The organism is Paraburkholderia oxyphila NBRC 105797 (assembly GCF_000685075.1).
Taxonomy (GTDB): Bacteria; Pseudomonadota; Gammaproteobacteria; order Burkholderiales; family Burkholderiaceae; genus Paraburkholderia; species Paraburkholderia oxyphila.
The window spans coordinates 176,427-194,251 of record NZ_BAYD01000010.1 but is presented as its reverse complement, the minus strand read 5'-3'; the positions used below and the strand labels follow the sequence as shown (position 1 = coordinate 194,251).

The window sequence follows — 17,825 nt, the reverse complement described above, 5'->3', positions numbered from 1 at the left end:
GGCCTTAATACCCACAGCAAATGAACCTTGACGCATGATCCATTGCCATTAAAATTTTACGAGTGTATAGTTAAACAGAAATCCACCGAACATCAAGCGCCGATCGCACCCCCCCACAGGGGCAGTTTTGCTGCCGATCGCCCGGCGCACGTCTCGCGCCCCCAGCAACCGCATAGTCTGATGAAAAGGTTCGACATGGCACCCCAGAACGGCGATCCGAGAAATCTCGCCAACGTGAAGGAATACTTCGTCCGCCTGGACGCAGGCCGGGCAGATATGCTCGATCTGTTCGCCGACGATTTCCAGTTCTATTTTCCAAAATTCGGTGTGGGCAAAGGCAAGGCCGAGCTTGCGGAACTCGCGAGCGGACTAGGGTCCACGGTCAAGTCGGTCTCACACGACCTCAACGCAATGAAGTTCTTCGAGGGCCCCAACTTTGTCGTGGCAGAGGGCCTCACCAAGGGCGTGCACAGCGATGGCACCGCGTGGCAGGGTGGCGAGACGCCCGGCGGCCGCTTCTGCAATGTCTTTGAATTCGGCGACGGCGGACTCATCCAGCGTCTGCACATCTATCTCGATCCGGATTACGCAGGGCACGACGCTGGCCGATTCCTCTGGGGAAAGAACCGCTCCTGGTAAGAACACAGAAGGCATGCTCGCGCTCGAGGGCGCGAACCAGTTTCGCTCAAAGCCGGCAGCACGCTCGGCACGCCACCGGATGCCGTGCCAACACCGGCCAGTTCCGCAATGCGGATGCAATCTTCCGTCGCGTCTTGCGACTTCATTGTTCCGCTATCGAATTCCTTTATCCCTGTCATTTTCCGGTGCGCCTCGGCTCGAGGTGCCCCGGATCTTGCCTCTTCCGGGCCTGGCAAGGGGTTTCGGCGCTTCCACCCGGCCGGTGACCCGCCAGAACAGGCCAGAATCGGCACTTTTTCCCGATCGAATCTCGCTAACCCCTACTTCCAACGCAAGGGCCGCCCACATAACCTCCGTGCAACGATCCGCACACGGAGTACGACTGACATGGCGAAGATTATCGGAGGCATCGCGGCCTCGCATACGCCCACCATTGGATTTGCGCTCGACAAGAACAAGCAGGACGACCCGGTCTGGGCGCCGATCTTCGAAAACTTTGCACCTGTAGCGTCCTGGCTGGCCGAAAAGCGGCCGGACGTCTTGCTGCTCATTTACAACGATCACGTCACCTCGTTTTTCTTCGACCACTATTCGGCATTCACGCTGGGCGTCGGCGAGGAATGGCGGGTCGCCGACGAGGGCGGCGGCGCGCGCGATCTGCCGCCCATCAAGGGACATCCGGCGCTGGCCGCGCACATCGGCCACTCGCTGATGACCGATGAATTCGACATGGCCTTCTTCCAGAACCGGCCGCTCGATCACGGCTGCTTTTCTCCGCTCTCGATGCTTTGCCCGCACGAGCCTGAATGGCCGGTCAAGCTGATTCCGCTTCAGATGGGGGTGCTGCAGATGCCCATCCCCAGCGCGCGGCGTTTCTACAAGCTGGGGCAGGCGTTGCGGCGAGCGATTGAAAGCTATCCGGAAGATCTGCGCGTGGCGATCGTCGCGACGGGCGGTCTGTCCCATCAGGTCCACGGCGAGCGCGCGGGCTTTAACAATCCCGAATGGGACCAGCGTTTTCTCGATCTCTTCGAGCGCGACCCCGAACAACTGGCCGATATCACCCTTGCCGAATACGCCGAGCGTGGCGGTTTCGAAGGCGCCGAGGTCGTCATGTGGCTCGCCATGCGCGGCGCGCTGCCGGCCGGTGTCGTTTGCAAGCATCGCAGCTATTACTTGCCATCCATGACCGGGATCGCGACGGCCATCTACGAGGGCCTCGAGGACGACGCAGCGCCCGCCAACCTCGAGCGGCACCGCAATCGCATGGCGAGTCAATTGGCAGGCATCGAGAAGTTGCAGGGCACCTGGCCTTTCACGCTGGAGGTCGCGGTGAGGGCGTACCGGATCAACGACTACCTGCATCGCATGATCGAGCCGGCTCATCGCGAGCAATTCCTCAGCGACCCGGAGGCGAGCTTCGAAGCCGCGCGCCTCACCGAAGAAGAGCGCGACTTGATCCGCCGGCGCGACTGGCGCGGCCTGCTCCATTACGGGGTCATCTTCTTCATGCTCGAGAAGCTCGGTGCGGTCACGGGCGTGTCGAACCTCCACATTTACGCCGCGATGCGCGGGGAAACGCTGGAAGCGTTCCAGCGCACCCGCAACGCCCCTGGCGCTTTGTATTCCGTGGCGGGCAACGCCGCCGGAAATCTGAGCTGGGATCAGGCAGCCACGCCGGACACGCACCAAGAAAGCGCTCAAAAGCGCTGAAAAGCGCAAGGACGCCTGGCCCCCTGGGCGTCCGCGCTGCGTGCTCGCGAGTGGCCGGATCGGATCGCAAAGACAGCCCGGGCGGTCAGCCGGCGCATCGCCATAGACCAAGGAGACAGGTGATGACAAGCAGAAAAACAATCGATATCAAGTCCTTCATTGATGAGAGGCCGATCTCGGCCTGGCAGTGGTTGCTGGTGGCGCTGTGTTGCCTCGTGGTCGTCGCTGATGGCATGGACGTGGCCATCATGGGCTTCGTCGCCCCCTCGATCATTCACGATTGGGCCATTTCGCGGCCCGCTTTCGGCCTCGTGATGAGCGCCGCCCCCATCGGCCTCGTGATCGGCGCATTGGCGGCAGGCCCGAGTGCCGACCGGTTCGGGCGCAAGCCGGTTCTGATCCTGTCCGTTTTCTTGTTCGGCATCCTCACCATTGCGACCTCCCGCGCCGCCTCGCCCGTGCAAATGGCCGTGCTGCGTCTATTGACGGGTATCGGTCTTGGCGCGGCGATGCCCAATACCACGACGCTGCTGGCCGAGTACGCCCCCCAGCGCAAGCGCGCCCTGATGATCACCCTCATGTTCACGGGCTTCAATCTTGGTTCGGCGCTGATCGGCTTCGTGGCCGGCTGGCTCATTCCGGTCCACGGCTGGCGGGCGGTGCTGGTGTTCGGCGGCGCGTTGCCGCTCGTGCTGATCCCGCTGCAGGTGTGGCTGCTGCCCGAATCCGCGCGCTTGCTGGCGGTGCGAGGCGCGCAACCGGCGCGCGTTGGCAAGGTGCTCGGCCGCGTGTGTGGCGTGCGATTTACGGGCGATGAGGTGTTCGTCTCGAACGAACCGCCGTTGCCGACGCGCAAGCCGATCGGCGTGCTCCTTTCGCAGGGCTATGGCTTCATGACCGTCATGCTCTGGGTGACCTATTTCATGGGCCTGCTCGTCATTTATCTCCTGACCGGCTGGCTCCCCACGCTGATCAAGGACGCCGGCCTCACGGTCACCACGGCCGCGAACGTGACGGCGATGTTCCAGATCGGCGGCACGATCGGCGCGATTGCGGTGGGCTGGCTCATGGACAAGGTGCGGCCGGCGCCCGTCATCGGCGCGGCTTACCTCGGGGGCGCCGTGTGCGTGCTCGGCCTCGCGTGGATCGGGGCATTGTCCTCGTCGCTCGCATTGCTGGTCTTCGCCGCGGGCTTTTGCATGAGCGGCGCGCAGACGGGGCTGAACGCCTACGCACCGGGGCGCTATCCAACGGTTGCGCGCGCAACGGGTGTCAGCTGGATGCTGGGGATGGGTCGCTTCGGCAGCATCTTTGGATCGGCGGTCGGCGGCGCGCTGCTCGGGCTCGGCTGGGAGTTCGGCGCCATTCTCGCGATGCTCGCAGTGCCCGCGACTCTCGCGGCGATCGCCATCGTGTTGACGCAGCGCGCGCGTGCCGTCGAGCCGACCGTGCAGGCGAATACCGCCCATTGAAAACGTGTGCAAATGAATTCGGTTTTTGGGAGCAAAGATGATCATTGATGTTCACGGCCATTACACCACGGCGCCGAAGGCGCTGGAAACGTGGCGCAATCGCCAGATTGCGGGCATGGCGAATCCGTCGGAGATGCCCGCGGCGTCCGAGCTGCGGATCAGCGACGACGAACTGCGCGAATCGATCGAATCCAATCAGCTCAGGCTGATGCGCGAGCGCGGCATCGATCTCACGGTGTTCAGCCCGCGCGCGAGCTTCATGGCGCATCATATCGGCGACTTCGAGGTGTCGAGCACCTGGGCCGCAATCTGCAACGAGTTGTGCTTCCGCGTGAGCCAGCTGTTTCCCGATCATTTCGTTCCAGCCGCGATGTTGCCGCAGAGTCCTGGCGTCGATATCGCCACGTGCATCCCCGAGCTCGTCAAGTGCGTGGAGCAGTACGGCAACGTGGCGATCAATCTCAACCCCGATCCATCGGGCGGCCACTGGAGCGGGCCACCCTTGTCGGACCGCAGCTGGTACCCGATCTACGAGAAGATGGTCGAGTACGACATCCCGGCGATGATCCATGTGAGCACGAGCTGCAATGGCTGCTTCCATACGACGGGCGCGCACTACCTGAACGCGGATACGACCGCATTCATGCAATGCCTCACGTCCGATTTGTTCCGCGATTTCCCGACGCTGCGCTTCGTCATTCCGCATGGCGGCGGCGCGGTGCCGTACCACTGGGGCCGCTTTCGCGGACTCGCGCAGGAACTCAAGCGGCCACCGCTCAAAGAGCATCTGCTCAACAATATTTTCTTCGACACGTGTGTCTACCATCAACCGGGCATCGACTTGCTCACGCGCGTGATTCCGGTGGACAACATCCTGTTCGCCAGCGAAATGATAGGCGCGGTGCGCGGCATCGATCCCGAGACGGGCCACTATTTCGACGACACGAAGCGCTATATCGAAGACGCAGCGCTCGACGCGGGCGAACGGTACCAGATTTACGAAGGCAATGCGCGACGGGTGTTTCCGCGTCTCGACGCCATGCTAAAAAGCAAGGAGTACTGATCATGTATGAGCTGGGAGTCGTCTACCGCAACATCCGGCGCGCGGATAAGGATGTGGCCGGGAAGCTCGGCGCATTCGGCGCGGCCACGGTGCACGAAGCCATGGGGCGCACGGGTTTGCTCAAACCGTATATGCGCCCGATCTATCGTCACGCACAGGCTTGCGGAACGGCCGTCACCGTGCTGCTGCAACCGGGCGACAACTGGATGATGCATGTCGCCGCGGAACAGATTCAGCCCGGCGATATCGTGGTCGCGGCGGTCACGGCCGATTGCAGCGACGGCTACTTCGGCGACCTGCTCGCAACGAGCTTCCAGGCGCGCGGCGCGCGGGCCCTCATCATCGACGCGGGCGTGCGCGACGTCCGCGTGCTGGAAGACATGAGGTTTCCGGTCTGGAGCAAGGCGATATCGGCCAAAGGCACAATCAAGGCGACACTCGGCTCCGTCAACATCCCGGTCGTCTGCGCGGGCGCGCTCGTCAATCCCGGCGACGTGATCGTCGCGGATGACGATGGCGTGGCCGTCGTTCCCGCGGCTCGCGCCGCCGAGGTGCTGGAAAAGGCGCAAGCGCGCGAAGCCAATGAGACGGCCAAGCGTGCGAAACTGGCCTCCGGCGTGCTGGGCCTCGACATGTACGACATGCGCGAGCCGTTGAAGCAGGCGGGACTGCGGTACATCGATTGAAGCAGGGCGGGCAATGGACGTGCAACACACTGAGGGTGACGCGATCACCGGTATCTCGTCGATGGCGACGCGCCACGTATTGACCGCGCTCGCCGGCGCGTACGAGCGGCAGTCGGGGCAGCGGGTGCGCATCGAGTCCACCGGCGGCGTCGACGCGGCGCGGCGTGTCCTCGCGGGCGAGCGGTTCGATTTCGTCGTGCTGGCGTCGCAAGCGCTAGAGGGGCTTGCTGCCGCGGGCCGCATCGATCCCGGCAGCCGCGTCGGTATCGCCCGTTCGCGGATGGCGATCGCGGTGAGGGCCGGCGAGCCGCTTCCCGAAGCCGGGACCGAGACGGCGCTGCGCGATGCCTTGCTGGCCGCGCGCAGCATCGGCTATTCGACGGGGCCGAGCGGGTCGCATCTGCTACGCCTGTTCGAGCGGTGGGGTGTTGCCGAACGCGTCGCGTCACGTATCGTGCAGGCGCCGCCCGGGGTTCCGGTTGGGACGCTCGTGGCGCGGGGCGAGGTCGAGTTGGGTGTTCAGCAGCTGAGCGAATTGATTGATTTGCCGGGTATCGATGTCACCGATGCCCTTCCGACCGAAATCGAGGCCACCACGCTTTTTTCAGCTGCGATGTGCATGCCGTGCCGGCGGCATGAGGCCACCGGGGCGCTGCTCGCGTTTCTCGCCTCGCCGGAAGCCGGCCCGGCGAAGCTTCTCCACGGCATGGAACCGGCTTGAGCCGCATGAGGCGTATCAGGCGCATGAGGCCCTTGCCTTGCGCGACCGAAGCCGCACGCGCGCCCACAAACTTCGGCAGCCCTAACGACGAATGACGCGTGTCGTCCGGGCGACCTCGCCCACCACGACCCGAATGGCGTCGATCAACGCACGCGCCGCGGGCGATGGCGTCCCGCCGGCGCGCAGCGTCAAGCCGATGTCGCGGCTGGTGTCGCGTGTCGGCGCGTCGAGCACCACGAGCTGGCCGGACTGGCATTCGTAGTGCAACTGCTGGGCCGACAGCACCGCGAGCATGTCCGTGCGCAGCAGCAAGCCGCGTATCACCGCGAGATCGGCGGATTCGACGGACGGCATCGGCGGCTTGACCTTCACGCGCTTGAACATCGCTTCGAACAGGCCGCGCGTTGGCGACTGACGACGCGAGAGTATCCATTGCGCCTCGGCGAGCTGCCGGATCGACAAGTTGCGCTCGCGGGCCAGCGGATGGTCTTGACGGGCCAGCACGACGAGATCCTCCGTCATCAATTTTTCGTTCTCGAGGCCGCTCGCCGCATCGTTTGCGCGCAGCGCACCGAGGATGAAGTCGACATCCCCCGCCCGCAGGCCGCCCACCAGCACTTCGTACGCGCTCTCGTCCGTCACCACCCGTACGCCCGGATACTGCCCGACCACGCGGGCGATGGCCTCGGGCAAGATCAGCGTGCGTCCGAGCGGCAGCGCACCCACAGTCACGACGCCCTGAATGCTGCCTTTCAAGGCCGCGACGTCGTCCGAAATGTGGCGCAACTCATTCAGCGCGCGGCGCACGTGGAGCAGGAAGGTCTCGCCGTCGCTCGTCAGCAGGAGTCCGCGCGGGTTTCGTGTAAAGAGCGGCATGCCTGCGCCGCTTTCGAGAATGCGAATGGCGCTGCTCACGGCAGGCTGAGTGATTCCGAATGCTCGCGCTGCGCCGGGCATGTGCTTGTGCCGCGCGAGTGCGACCAGCAATTGAAGCCGGCGCGTGTTGAGCAGGTAAGGCGGCAAGTTGCCTGGCACCAGCGCCTGCCTCGGCGACTGCCGGGCCCGGCTCCATCGCGCCAGTTCCTCGAGTTCTCCGAAAACACGCTCCGCGCGCTTGAGCACCGTGCGACAGACGGGCGTCGGCAACATGCCTGAGGGCTTGCGGTCGAAAAGCCGCTCTCCGAGTGCCGACTCGGTCTCCTGAACCGCTCGCGTGACGGCGGATTGAGCGCGATACAGCGCAGCGGCGGCCCGGCTCACGCTGCCCATTTCAGCAATGAGGCGCACCGCGTAGAGATGGGCGAGGTTCAGCAGGTCGCTATCGTTCATAAATCCGGGTTGCCACGGTCATCGCGCCGGTCTTGGCTGGCAGGAAGTATAGCCGCAAGCGTAGTGGACAGGGACGCTCGCGTACCGACTTGCGAGTTCGTTCTCGCGCCATCGTTTTTCTTTATCGGAGGTCCTGCGCAAGGGGGCGCCGCGCAAACGCGCGAGGGAACCTCAGGAAGCTTCCGGACCCTTGCTGCACGGGGCTTTCAGCGTGCTGAGCCCGGTCCGGCAGGGACCTGGCAGCGCATTCCAAAGACGCGATCGCTTGTCCGTTCACGTTTACCCTCGCTGTCGATGGACACCGTCCCCTTCGTATTGTTGCGTTCCACGCGGGGCATGCTCTGCTGGCGGAAGACAGCACGTACTGCGGCAGCGCACAAGCCACGTCACCCAGAAACGTGGCCATCGAGCCAATATGATAAGGAGAACGAAAGTGAGTGGACATTACAGCATGAGCAACAGCGATGCGAGTGGCGAGCGCAACTGTGTCGTGCCGGACCAGCCGGGTGTGAGGCTCACCCTTCGCGCAGGTCTCGCCGGCGGACTGACCGGGGCGGCGCTGATCTGGGTCTACGAGGCGCTGGTCTGGGTAGGCGTGCAGCACCTGATGCCGCTTGCCGGGATTCCCCGCAACGCAACCGGGCTCGTGTTCGGCAAGGCCGTGCAGGACGAGCTCGGCATCTGGGCGTATTTGCTCGGCACGGCGATTCACTTCGTTTTCGCGCTTTCGTGGGGTGTCCTGTTCGCCGCGATCTGGCCATACTTTCGCCGCCGCGGGTACGAAGCCACCTTTATCGCGCTGTTCTACGCGATGTTCGCGTGGATCGTGATGCACACCCTCATCATGATCGCTTCAGCCAATCACCCAAACTACTTCGACCCGAACGTGGTCATTGGCGGGTTCATGTCGCATTTTGTCTTTACTGTGCCGCTCGCGCTGGTCGTCAAGCGCATGCTCGCACCGCATCAGGGCGCTCAAATCTGACAACACGAAATTCGGCGCAGTTCCTGGCGAGACCTGGAGACAAAATGCATAACAAGACCACGGCGGTAGTATTCGGCACCTTGATTGCGAGCTTTTGCGCAACGCAGGCTCATGCGCAATCATCGATCACGTTGTACGGCATTCTCGACGAGTTCGTCGGCTACCAATCGGCGAAAAGCGGCGGCAAGAGCACGTCTTTGACCACCCTGGGCAACAACGGCGAACTCACGAGCCGCTGGGGGATACGCGGCTCGGAGGATCTCGGCGGCGGATACCGCACCACCTTCGATCTGGAGAACGGTTTCGATCCCGGAACCGGCAAGCAGCAGAACGCGTATCGATTCTTTGACCGGCAAGCATGGGTTGGCGTCGCCGCGCCTTATGGCGAATTCAGGTTTGGCCGCCAGAATACGCCGATGTTCGCGTGGAGCGGCAACATGGACGCGTTCGGCGCAGCGACGTACGGCTCCGGCTTCAATGATTTCGCCAACTGGCTCGCGCGCGTCGATAACGACATCAGCTATCTTTCGCCGAAACTGGGGACGACCCAGGTCGAACTCCACTATTCGGTCGGCGGGCAGCCGGGAACGCTCGCGGGCAATGCGGTTTATCAGGCCGGTGTGCAGACGACGCTCGGGCCGGTCTATGTCGCGGCGGCCTACCTGAATGCGGCGAACAGCACGGTCAGCAATCGCGTTCAGGAGATCATGGCCGGCGGTAACTACGACTATGGCTGGGGCAAGATCTACTTCGGCTATTTCAGGGCGAACGACGTGATCTCCGCAACGACGGGCAATGCGTTGAGCAATCCCGCCGGCAAATACGATCCGGCCGTGGGGCCGGTAGGCAACACGCCCGGCAACTGGCACAGCACGTATTCCATTTCGGCGGACTACCGTTTCAACCCGTTCCTTTCCGTGGGCGCTGGCTATGCCTATATCAAGGACAGTTCGTCGTTGGGCAATGACGCCAGCCAGATGAGCGCAATCGTCAACTACGACCTGTCGAAACGCACGCGCTTGTATGGCGTGGTCTCGCGCCTGAACAACTACAAGGGTGCCCAGTTCAAGATGGCGGGTGCCAGCATCACGACGGGTTCATTCCTCACGCCGGATGCGGGGCAGAACGAAACGGGTGTGCAAATAGGCATTCGGCATTTGTTCTGAGCCGTGAATTTGAGCGGCTGCTCGCCGCGCGCGCGATATTGCCAGGCAACGCGTTACGGGTTAACACCGGGTGCCGCTACAAAAGCATCCTTCGTAAGCTGGCGCTGAAAAGTTGTGCGACCACAGGCTTCGGTAGCGCATCCGACACGTCGGTGATGCATGGCTGCCGCTTCAGGACGTCCCGCTGCCATTGGGCGCGGCGGGGTTCACCTTCTTTTGATTCACTTCAGTTATGAAAACACTGCTCAAAGGTTGGGTTGTTCTGCTGTGCGTTGCGACGCTGGTCTCCCATGCGGCGTTGGCGGCGGAGCTTCGCGTGATGACGTCGGGGGGATTTACCGCCGCGTACAAGCAGCTCGGGGCAAAATTCACGGCTGCAACGGGAAATACGCTCGAGACGATCCTCGGCCCCTCAATGGGCACTACTCCGCAGGCGATTCCAAACCGGCTCGATAACGGCGAATCTGCCGACGTGGTCATCATGGTCGGCTATGCGCTCGACGATCTGATCAAGCGCGGGAAAGTGGTCGCGTCGTCGCGCGTGGAACTGGCCGATTCGCGCATCGGCATGGTCGTTCGCAGTGGCGCCAGCAAGCCGGACATCAGCACGGTCGATGCCCTCAGGCAAACGCTCCTGAACGCAAAATCGGTCGCGTACTCGGACAGCGCGAGCGGCGTCTACATCGAGCGGCAGCTTTTCAGCAAGCTTGGCATCGAGAACCAGATGAAGGGAAAGGCAAAAATGATCCCGCGCATTCCGGTTGCCAGTGTCGTCGCCAGCGGTGAATACCAGATTGGCTTCCAGCAGGTCAGCGAGTTGCTGCCCGTGGCGGGCGCGACGTTCGTCGGCAAGATTCCGGAGTCGGTGCAGTCGGTCACACGCTACGCGGCGGGTATCCCTGTCAACGCGCCTCATCCCGCCGAGGCGAAGCAACTCCTCGACTATCTTTCCTCACCTGACGCGCAGGCGGTGATCGAGTCGACGGGACTCGACCCGATTTCGGGTCACTAGAGCGGCACCCCACGGCACTACTCGGCCAGCGCCGCGAGCAACTGGTTCTTGACGATGGCCGTGGCGCGGGGCTGGCGGCCAAACTCGTACCACACAACGGGCCGGCGCCAGGTCGTGCCGGGAATGGACCTGGCGACCAGCTGTGGATCGTTGGCCCACGCGGCGTGCCGCAGGCGCGGCACGATCGAGAGTCCCACGTTCTGCCGCACCAGGTCGGCAATGGCGGCAATCGAATTCATTTCCAGCACCGGGGTGACCTCGACGTGCAGCCGGCGCAGCAGGCTCGTGACATGCCTGCCGGTGAGCGAGGCCGCTTCGAAGCCGATGAATGGAAAACGCTTGAGCAGCGAGGTCACCGAGGCCTCGTCAGGGGCCATGGCGGGATTGGCCAGCAGCACGAGCGGCTCCTCGTAAAGACGCTCCCACGATTCGGGCAGCGTCGTCGTGCGAGGCTCGCTGATGATGACCGCGGCGTCGATCTCGCCGGAGCGCACCTGACGCTCGAGCTCGGGGCTGCTGCCATGCGTGAGGCGCACGTTCAAGGCGGGATACGGCACCTTCAGCTTGATGACGTTGGCGGCGAGAAAACCCATCGACGATACGGTTGCACCGATCGTGACGGTGCCTTCTACGCCGTGCGTATCGGCAACGCCGCGAAGCAGCGAGTTATAGGCCGCCACCACCGCGCGCGCCTGCTCCAGGATCGAGCGCCCGGCATCGTTGAGCTGGATGCTGCGGCCGCTGCGGTCGAATAGCTGGCGCTGGCATACGCGCTCCAGCGTGCGCATCTGTGCCCCGACCGCTGCATGGGTCAGCGCCATGCGATCGGCGGCGGCGGCCATCGTGCCGTGCTGCTCGATCGCCAGAAAGGTCCGGAGCATCCGGATTTCGCTCATGTTCTGTCTCCTCGTTATTCGTCTGAAACTCCCGCTCGCGGCGCTGGCGCGCGGTGTTTCCATGGCCGCATGATCGCACGAAACGAAAAAAAATCTTTCCTTTCAAGAAACAAAATAACGCTTTTTATTTTGTTTTCAGCGCTCGAAAATCACTGCGTCACAAGCTCATCCGTTTCAGACTGGGAGTCGCACGATGCCGCAGATTCAGCCGTTTCCTTTTGTTTCCGTTTCCGGCAATGCTTACGAGCGTGGGGTGCAATATGGCCGCGCGGTAGGCGATCGCGTTCGCCTGAGTGCGTCGCGCTACGGCCAGACGCTACGCAACGCCGGCTACAGCGAGGCTTCGCAAAGGGCGCTGATCCGGGCGCTCGAACAGGCGATCGGCGAGTTCCAGCCGGCGTATCTCGAGGAGATGCGCGGCATCGCGGCGGGGGCGGAGGTGCCGTTCGACGACATCGTCATGATCAATGCCCGTACCGAAGTGCTGGCGAAGGCGCGTGCCGAAAAGACCCTGCCCGCCGACGCGGAGGACGAGGACGGTTGCACCGGCGTGCTGGTGCTGCCGTCGCGCTCGTCGACGGGGCAGTTGATCCACGCGCAGAACTGGGACTGGAAAGCCGATTGCGTGGACACCGGCATCGTCCTGCGCGTGCGCAACGAAGAGGGTCCCGACTATCTGACCTTCGTCGAGGCCGGCGGCCTCGCGCGCAGCGGGCTGAATGCGGCGGGCGTGTCGATCACCGCGAATTACCTCGAATCCGACCGCGACTTCACGCAGCTGGGCGTGCCGCTCTCGCTGCTGCGCCGCCGCGTGCTCGAAGAGCCGGTGTTCGCCAATGCGCTGCGCGTGATCGCCACGACACCCAAGTCGTGCTCGAACAACCTGATGCTGGGCATGGCCGAGGGCTTCGGCATCGATTTCGAATGCGCGCCGGACGAGGCGTTTCCGATCTGGCCCGGTGACGATCAGTTGATCGTGCACGCGAACCACTGGGTCAATCCGGTGGCGCGCACGAAGCTGCGCGACACCGGCTGCGAGAGCTCGCCCGACAGCTACTACCGCGACTGGCGCGTGCGCCAGCTGCTCAACGCGGCGCCGAAGCTGGACCGCAACGCGGTCAAGGCCGCGCTGTTCGACGCGTTCGGCACGCCGTATTCGGTGTGCCGGCCGCCGCGTCCGGGCACGCGTCACACGATGACGGCAACGGTTGCGATGATCGTCATGCAGCCAGCCAGCGGCGAGATGGACGTCGCGCCAATGCCGGCGCTCAACCGCGTCTTCACGCGCTACAGCCTGCAGCACGATCCGGTTGCCGAGGCGGTTTGAGCCTCACTGCACGCCATACCAGAAGCCATGATGGAGGAGACACCGATGTCCGAGGTTGCCGAAAAGCCGCCCGCAACGGGCCAGGCGAAAGCCGAAGCGCTCTATGATCTGGGCGCGACGACCGTGTATGCGAGCCGCTACGATGCGCGCTTTCCCTACACGCTCTATGTGCCGCCGGAAGTGACCGTGCCCGGCAACGACGTCGAGCTGGTCGTCGTGATGCACGGCACCGGCCGGCAATTCATTCAGTACCGCGATGCATTTGCCGGCTTCGGCCGCTGGAACCGCTGCATCGTGCTGTGCCCGCTCTTTCCGGTGGGCGTGCGCGGCGACGGCGATCGCAACGGCTTCAAGCGGCTCGCCGAAGGCGATATCCGTTACGACAAGGTCCTGCTCGAGATGGTGAGCGAAGTCGGCGAGCGCTATGGCAAGCGCTTCGACACCTTCGCGTTGTTCGGCTACTCGGGCGGCGGCCAGTTCGTCAACCGTTTCGCCTATGCGCACCCGGAGCGCCTGTGGGCCGCCTCCATCGGCGCGCCGGGCAACGTGACCCTGCTCGACGAGTCGAAGGCGTGGTGGCTGGGCGTGGGGGGCTTCGAGCGCCATTTCGGCAAGCCCTTCGATCTCCCCGCATTGCGCCGCGTACCGGTACAGATGGTGGTGGGCCGCGCGGATCTCGAAACGTGGGAGATCACGGTGCGCGACGACAGCCCGATGTACCTGCCGGGCATCAACGACGCCGGCAGGACTCGCCCGGAGCGGCTCAGGGCGCTCAAGGCCTCGTTCGAAGCGGCCGGTATTGGCGTACGATTTGACGAGCTCGACAATATCGCCCACAACGGCCTGCAAGTGGTCGAGGTGGTTCAGGAGTTCTTCGCAGACAGTCTGCGCACGCTGCGCACGGGAGACTGAGCCCATGGACACCACGAGCGAAGCCCGCAAGATCCGCAAAGTGATCATCACGACCGTGGCAGGCGGCACGTTCGAATGGTTCGACTTCGCGGTGTACGCCTATTTCTCGGGCTTGATCGCGCGCACGTTCTTCGCCGGCGTGAATCGCGGCGAGTCCTTGCTGCTGACCTTTGCGACGTTCGCGGTCGGGTTTCTCGTGCGGCCGATCGGCGGCGTCGTGATGGGCATGTACGCCGACCGGGCAGGGCGCGTGAAGGCGCTGTCGTGGATCATGGTGGCGATGTCGCTGGCCTCGCTGCTGCTCGCGTTGACGCCGGGGTACGCCACGCTGGGTTTGGCGGCGCCCATCCTGGTGGTCGTCGGCCGCCTCGTGCAGGGCTTTGCTGTGGGCGCGCAGTTTGCGCTCTCGTCGGTCACGATCTACGAAGTGGCGCCGCCCGGCAAGAAGATGTACTACGGCAGCTTCAACATGGTGTCGCTCGGCGTGGCGGCCATGATGTCCTCGGGCTGCAGCTACCTGCTGACGAGTCATCTCTCGCATGCGGCGCTGGCCGCCTGGGGATGGCGCGTGCCGTTTCTGATCGGCGCGCTGGTCGGACCGATCGGCTTTTATATCCGGCATCAAATTGGCGAGTCGGATGATTATCAGCGCATGCAGGCGCGTCCGTCCGCGCAGGCGCCGGCGCTCGCGCGTGCGCGCCAGTTCTTGCGCGAGAACGGCGACGCGCTCGTGTGTGCAATGGGCGTCATGATTGCCGGGACATCGCTCAATTACGTATGGAACGCGTATCTGCCGAATTACGCGCAGTACCAGCTGCACCTCTCGCTGGGCTCGACACTGCGCGGCGTGTTCATCACGAGTCTCGTGACTGCGGTGCTCTCGCCCGTTTTCGGCAAGCTCGCGGACCGCATCGGCGCGTATCGCTTGTTCTGCTTCTTCATCGTGGGATGGATGACGTGCGTCTTTCCGCTTTTCTGGTACCTGCTCGGCGAGCCGACCGAGCACAGGCTGATCTTCGTGCAGATGGTCGGGATGTTGTTCCTGACGCTGCAAGGCGCCGCTCACCCTGGGATGCTCGTGAAGATCTTCACCGTGCAAGGGCGCTCGACCGGTGTCGCAATCGCTTATAACACGGCGGTGATGCTGTTCGGCGGGCTGGCGCCTTTCTATATCTCGGTTGTGGCGCGGTTCACGGACGCCCGGTTCATTCCGCCAGGCTATCTGTTCGGCACGAGTCTGCTAGCCATCGCGCTCGTCTTGCTGACGCGCACGGGGCGGCGGGTTCTGCGCGACGACCGCGTGGAGCGCAGCCATCCCGCGTTCGCACATGACGCCCCCGATTCGACCGGCGCTGTTTCTGCACGCGAGCAAACGCATCTGCGCACGTAACCGCGAGCATTGGGTCAACGCTGCGCCAGGCGGGAACACGACACGCGCGTGGCTCCGGCGAACGCGGCGCGCAATAACGCTAGCGATTCAACAGGGAAACGAGGGTTTCCATCGCGAGGCGCGCCGCTTCCACCGGCAGTGCGGTGTGGGGCCGCTTGACGGGCGTGATCATCGAAAGCGTCACCTCGATCTCGGGCGCGATGATCCGTTGCCAGTGCAAGGTGGGATGGTTGCTGACCCGTATCGAGTTGATCGGCATGACGGTGTAGCCTATGCCGCGCTCGACCAGCTCGATGATGGAGCGCACCGCGTCGATCTCGAGTTCCATGTTCAACATGATGCCCAGGCGCGCTGCCTCGAACTGGAGCAGCGGCTTGATCGCATGCGAAGCGTGGGGCATGATCAACGGGATTCGGGCGAGCTCGCTCAATGCGACTTCTTCGGCCGAAGGACCGACCGGATGCAAGCCGATCAGATAGAGCCCCTGCGTTGCAATGGGTTCGATGACGAGGCTCGGCGACGTGGCGGGGTTCAGAACGATTGCAAAATCCAGTTGCCCGAGCAGCATCTGTTCGTGGAGCGGAAGCGAATAGCCTTCGACCAGACTGAGCGAGGCCTTCGGGAAACGCTCGACGAAGCGTTCGACGAATGTCGGGATCAAGGTTCGCCCGACACTCGGCGTGAGGCCCGCCACCACGCGCCCTTCATAGACCGCTGTGCCGTCCTTCAACGCAATCAGCGCCGAGTCGGCGGCGTGAAGTACGCCGCGTGCATGTTCGAGAAACCGGCGGCCCGCCGGCGTCAAGATCACGCCGCGGCCATTGCGCGAGAAAAGCGACGTCTTGAGCTCGACCTCGAGCGCGCGAACCTGCCTGCTCAAAGTTGGCTGGGCGATCGACAAGACATCGGATGCCTTGCCGACGCTGCCCAATTCAGCGATGCGGACGAAATAGCGAAGCTGCTTGATGTCCATGGTTGGAAAAGACCGCTCTAGTAGGGCCCCATGCCTGTCGTCGTGACCATTCTAGCGTGATCCACGCGGGCCTTACGCGGATTTCTCGCTTTCGGCGCCGGGCCGGGACGCAAGCCTTACCGGGGCCGATTCATCGACAGATTCGCGCGGAACTTGCGGGGTAGTCCTGACTACAAAGAGGATCACGCATGCGCCGAGTGCGAGCAGGAGCGCCATGAAATACAGGCCGAAATCGAAGCTGCCGGTATACGTTTTGACCCAGCCCACGACAAACGGGCTCAGGAACCCCCCGGTCTGGCCGATCGAATTGATCAACGCGATGCCGCCCGGTGCCGAAGAGCGCGGCAGCAGGGTCATGGGCACCGAGAACAGAATCGGCATGGCGCCAAAGACCGAGATCGTGGCCACGCTCAACGAAGCGAGCGCGAGAGGAAAACTGGACCAGACGAAAGGCAGCGATCCAAGTGCGGCGGCACCCGCCAATGCGCAGCCGGCGGCATGCCACCGGCGCTCCAGCGTGCGATCCGAATGAAGGGACAGCACGAGCATCCCGATTGCGCCGAGACCATAGGGAATGGTGGACCACAGGCCGATTTGCGATGCCGTGAGCAGCCCCGCATGACGCAGCATCAGCGGAAGCCAGAACGAAATCACGTAGGTGCCGCAAATGACGGTGAACCAGGCGAGCGCGATCGCGTAGACGTTGAAATCGCGCAGCGCGCCGGCAAAGCCTGCCCGTTTCCCGTGACTTTCCCGCGACGCGCCTTCCAGGACGGACTGCCGTTCATCGTCCGAGAGCCAGCGGGCCTCATGCGGGCCGTTCGGCAACCACAACAGGCAGGCCAGGCCAAGCAGCACGGACGGCACGCCTTCGAGCAGGAAAAGCCATTGCCAGCCGCGCAGGCCGTGCAATCCCGCCATCGAATCGACGATCAAGCCGGAGAGCGGCGAGCCCACCAGACCGGCCAGCACGCCGCCGCTCAGGAACAGCGCGGTGACCCGCGCGAGCCTGGCCTTGGGATACCAGAGCGTCAGATAGAACACGACGCCTGGCGTAAATCCCGCCTCGAACATTCCGAGCAGAACACGCAGCGCGTAGAACATCGCGGGCGTGCGCACGAACATCATGCAGCTCGAGGTGATGCCCCAGCAAATCATGATGCGGGCCAGCGTCAGGCGGGCTCCAATTCGCTGCAAGAGCAGATTGCTCGGCACTTCAAAGGCCAGATAGCTCGCAAAGAAAATCCCCGCGCCCAGTCCGTAGACGGCGTCGGTGAATCCGAGGTCTGCCTTCATGTGCAGCGCGGCGAATCCGATATTGATGCGATCGAGGTAGGCGAATATATAGCCCAGCAGCACCAGTGGGAAAATTCGCCAGCCAATGCGCGAATAGAGCTGCGTTTCATCGCGTGATGGCGCCTGCGCGACGGCCGGCGCAGCACTGTCTGCCATAGGTGTCTCCAGAGGGATGGCAAAAAGGGGAGCGGATCGGACCATAGGTTTGGCTTCAACGTCCGTATCCTGTTGCAGGTGTGCGTCGC

16 protein-coding genes are annotated in these 17,825 nt (G+C 63.6%); 12 read left to right on the top strand and 4 right to left on the bottom strand.

Annotated elements, in window-relative coordinates:
* Positions 1–195 precede the first annotated feature (195 nt).
* From BO1_RS09740 to BO1_RS09715, 6 genes are all read left to right on the top strand, one after another.
* Complete coding sequence (locus BO1_RS09740) at positions 196–639, top strand: nuclear transport factor 2 family protein (RefSeq protein ID WP_043284310.1); 444 nt, start codon at positions 196–198, stop codon at positions 637–639.
* A gap of 387 nt (positions 640–1,026) precedes the next feature.
* Positions 1,027–2,352 (top strand): gallate dioxygenase, encoded by a 1,326-nt coding sequence (locus BO1_RS09735; protein ID WP_028217392.1) that lies wholly within the window; start codon positions 1,027–1,029, stop codon positions 2,350–2,352.
* A 122-nt stretch (positions 2,353–2,474) separates the two neighbouring features.
* Positions 2,475–3,824 (top strand): MFS transporter, encoded by a 1,350-nt coding sequence (locus BO1_RS09730; RefSeq protein WP_028217391.1) that lies wholly within the window; start codon positions 2,475–2,477, stop codon positions 3,822–3,824.
* A 37-nt stretch (positions 3,825–3,861) separates the two neighbouring features.
* Positions 3,862–4,887, top strand: a complete 1,026-nt coding sequence (locus BO1_RS09725) for an amidohydrolase family protein (protein WP_028217390.1) — start codon at positions 3,862–3,864, stop codon at positions 4,885–4,887.
* Between the two features lie 2 nt (positions 4,888–4,889).
* The gene (gene ligK, locus BO1_RS09720; RefSeq protein WP_028217389.1) at positions 4,890–5,573 is read left to right on the top strand and encodes a 4-carboxy-4-hydroxy-2-oxoadipate aldolase/oxaloacetate decarboxylase; all 684 of its coding nucleotides are present in this window, start codon (positions 4,890–4,892) and stop codon (positions 5,571–5,573) included.
* 13 nt (positions 5,574–5,586) lie between these two features.
* The gene (locus tag BO1_RS09715) at positions 5,587–6,294 is read left to right on the top strand and encodes a substrate-binding domain-containing protein (RefSeq protein WP_028217388.1); all 708 of its coding nucleotides are present in this window, start codon (positions 5,587–5,589) and stop codon (positions 6,292–6,294) included.
* Between the two features lie 81 nt (positions 6,295–6,375).
* Here the strand turns inward: BO1_RS09715 and BO1_RS09710 are convergent, their stop codons facing one another.
* Positions 6,376–7,623: a LysR family transcriptional regulator gene (locus BO1_RS09710; RefSeq protein WP_028217387.1), complete on the bottom strand. Its 1,248-nt coding sequence runs from the start codon at positions 7,621–7,623 to the stop codon at positions 6,376–6,378.
* A 451-nt stretch (positions 7,624–8,074) separates the two neighbouring features.
* Between BO1_RS09710 and BO1_RS09705 the strand changes: the two genes are divergently transcribed.
* The 3 genes from BO1_RS09705 (at position 8,075) to BO1_RS09695 (ending at position 10,786) form a co-directional block, all read left to right on the top strand.
* Positions 8,075–8,608, top strand: coding sequence for a hypothetical protein (locus BO1_RS09705; protein WP_043284308.1), 534 nt, complete (start codon positions 8,075–8,077; stop codon positions 8,606–8,608).
* Between the two features lie 44 nt (positions 8,609–8,652).
* Positions 8,653–9,774, top strand: coding sequence for a porin (locus BO1_RS09700; protein ID WP_043284305.1), 1,122 nt, complete (start codon positions 8,653–8,655; stop codon positions 9,772–9,774).
* A gap of 232 nt (positions 9,775–10,006) precedes the next feature.
* Positions 10,007–10,786 (top strand): substrate-binding domain-containing protein, encoded by a 780-nt coding sequence (locus BO1_RS09695; RefSeq protein ID WP_028217384.1) that lies wholly within the window; start codon positions 10,007–10,009, stop codon positions 10,784–10,786.
* A 17-nt stretch (positions 10,787–10,803) separates the two neighbouring features.
* Here BO1_RS09695 and BO1_RS09690 read toward each other — a convergent pair whose 3' ends face one another.
* Positions 10,804–11,682 carry a LysR family transcriptional regulator gene (locus BO1_RS09690; protein ID WP_245643752.1) on the bottom strand — a complete coding sequence of 293 codons (879 nt, stop codon included), beginning with the start codon at positions 11,680–11,682 and terminating at the stop codon, positions 10,804–10,806.
* Between the two features lie 193 nt (positions 11,683–11,875).
* Here BO1_RS09690 and BO1_RS09685 point away from each other — a divergent pair, with 193 nt between their 5' ends.
* Genes BO1_RS09685 through BO1_RS09675 form a run of 3 tightly spaced genes read left to right on the top strand, consistent with a single transcriptional unit; the run spans position 11,876 to position 15,311 of the window.
* Entirely contained in the window at positions 11,876–13,009 is a 1,134-nt protein-coding gene (locus tag BO1_RS09685; protein ID WP_028217382.1) for a C45 family autoproteolytic acyltransferase/hydolase, read from the top strand.
* Between the two features lie 45 nt (positions 13,010–13,054).
* Positions 13,055–13,921, top strand: a complete 867-nt coding sequence (locus BO1_RS09680; protein ID WP_043284304.1) for a hydrolase — start codon at positions 13,055–13,057, stop codon at positions 13,919–13,921.
* A 4-nt stretch (positions 13,922–13,925) separates the two neighbouring features.
* The gene (locus BO1_RS09675; protein ID WP_028217380.1) at positions 13,926–15,311 is read left to right on the top strand and encodes an MFS transporter; all 1,386 of its coding nucleotides are present in this window, start codon (positions 13,926–13,928) and stop codon (positions 15,309–15,311) included.
* A 79-nt stretch (positions 15,312–15,390) separates the two neighbouring features.
* Here the strand turns inward: BO1_RS09675 and BO1_RS50395 are convergent, their stop codons facing one another.
* A complete protein-coding gene (locus BO1_RS50395; protein WP_043284303.1) occupies positions 15,391–16,284 on the bottom strand; it encodes a LysR family transcriptional regulator in 894 nt (297 codons plus the stop codon).
* A gap of 72 nt (positions 16,285–16,356) precedes the next feature.
* A complete protein-coding gene (locus tag BO1_RS50390) occupies positions 16,357–17,736 on the bottom strand; it encodes an MFS transporter (protein WP_063744674.1) in 1,380 nt (459 codons plus the stop codon).
* Positions 17,737–17,825: the final 89 nt, after the last annotated feature.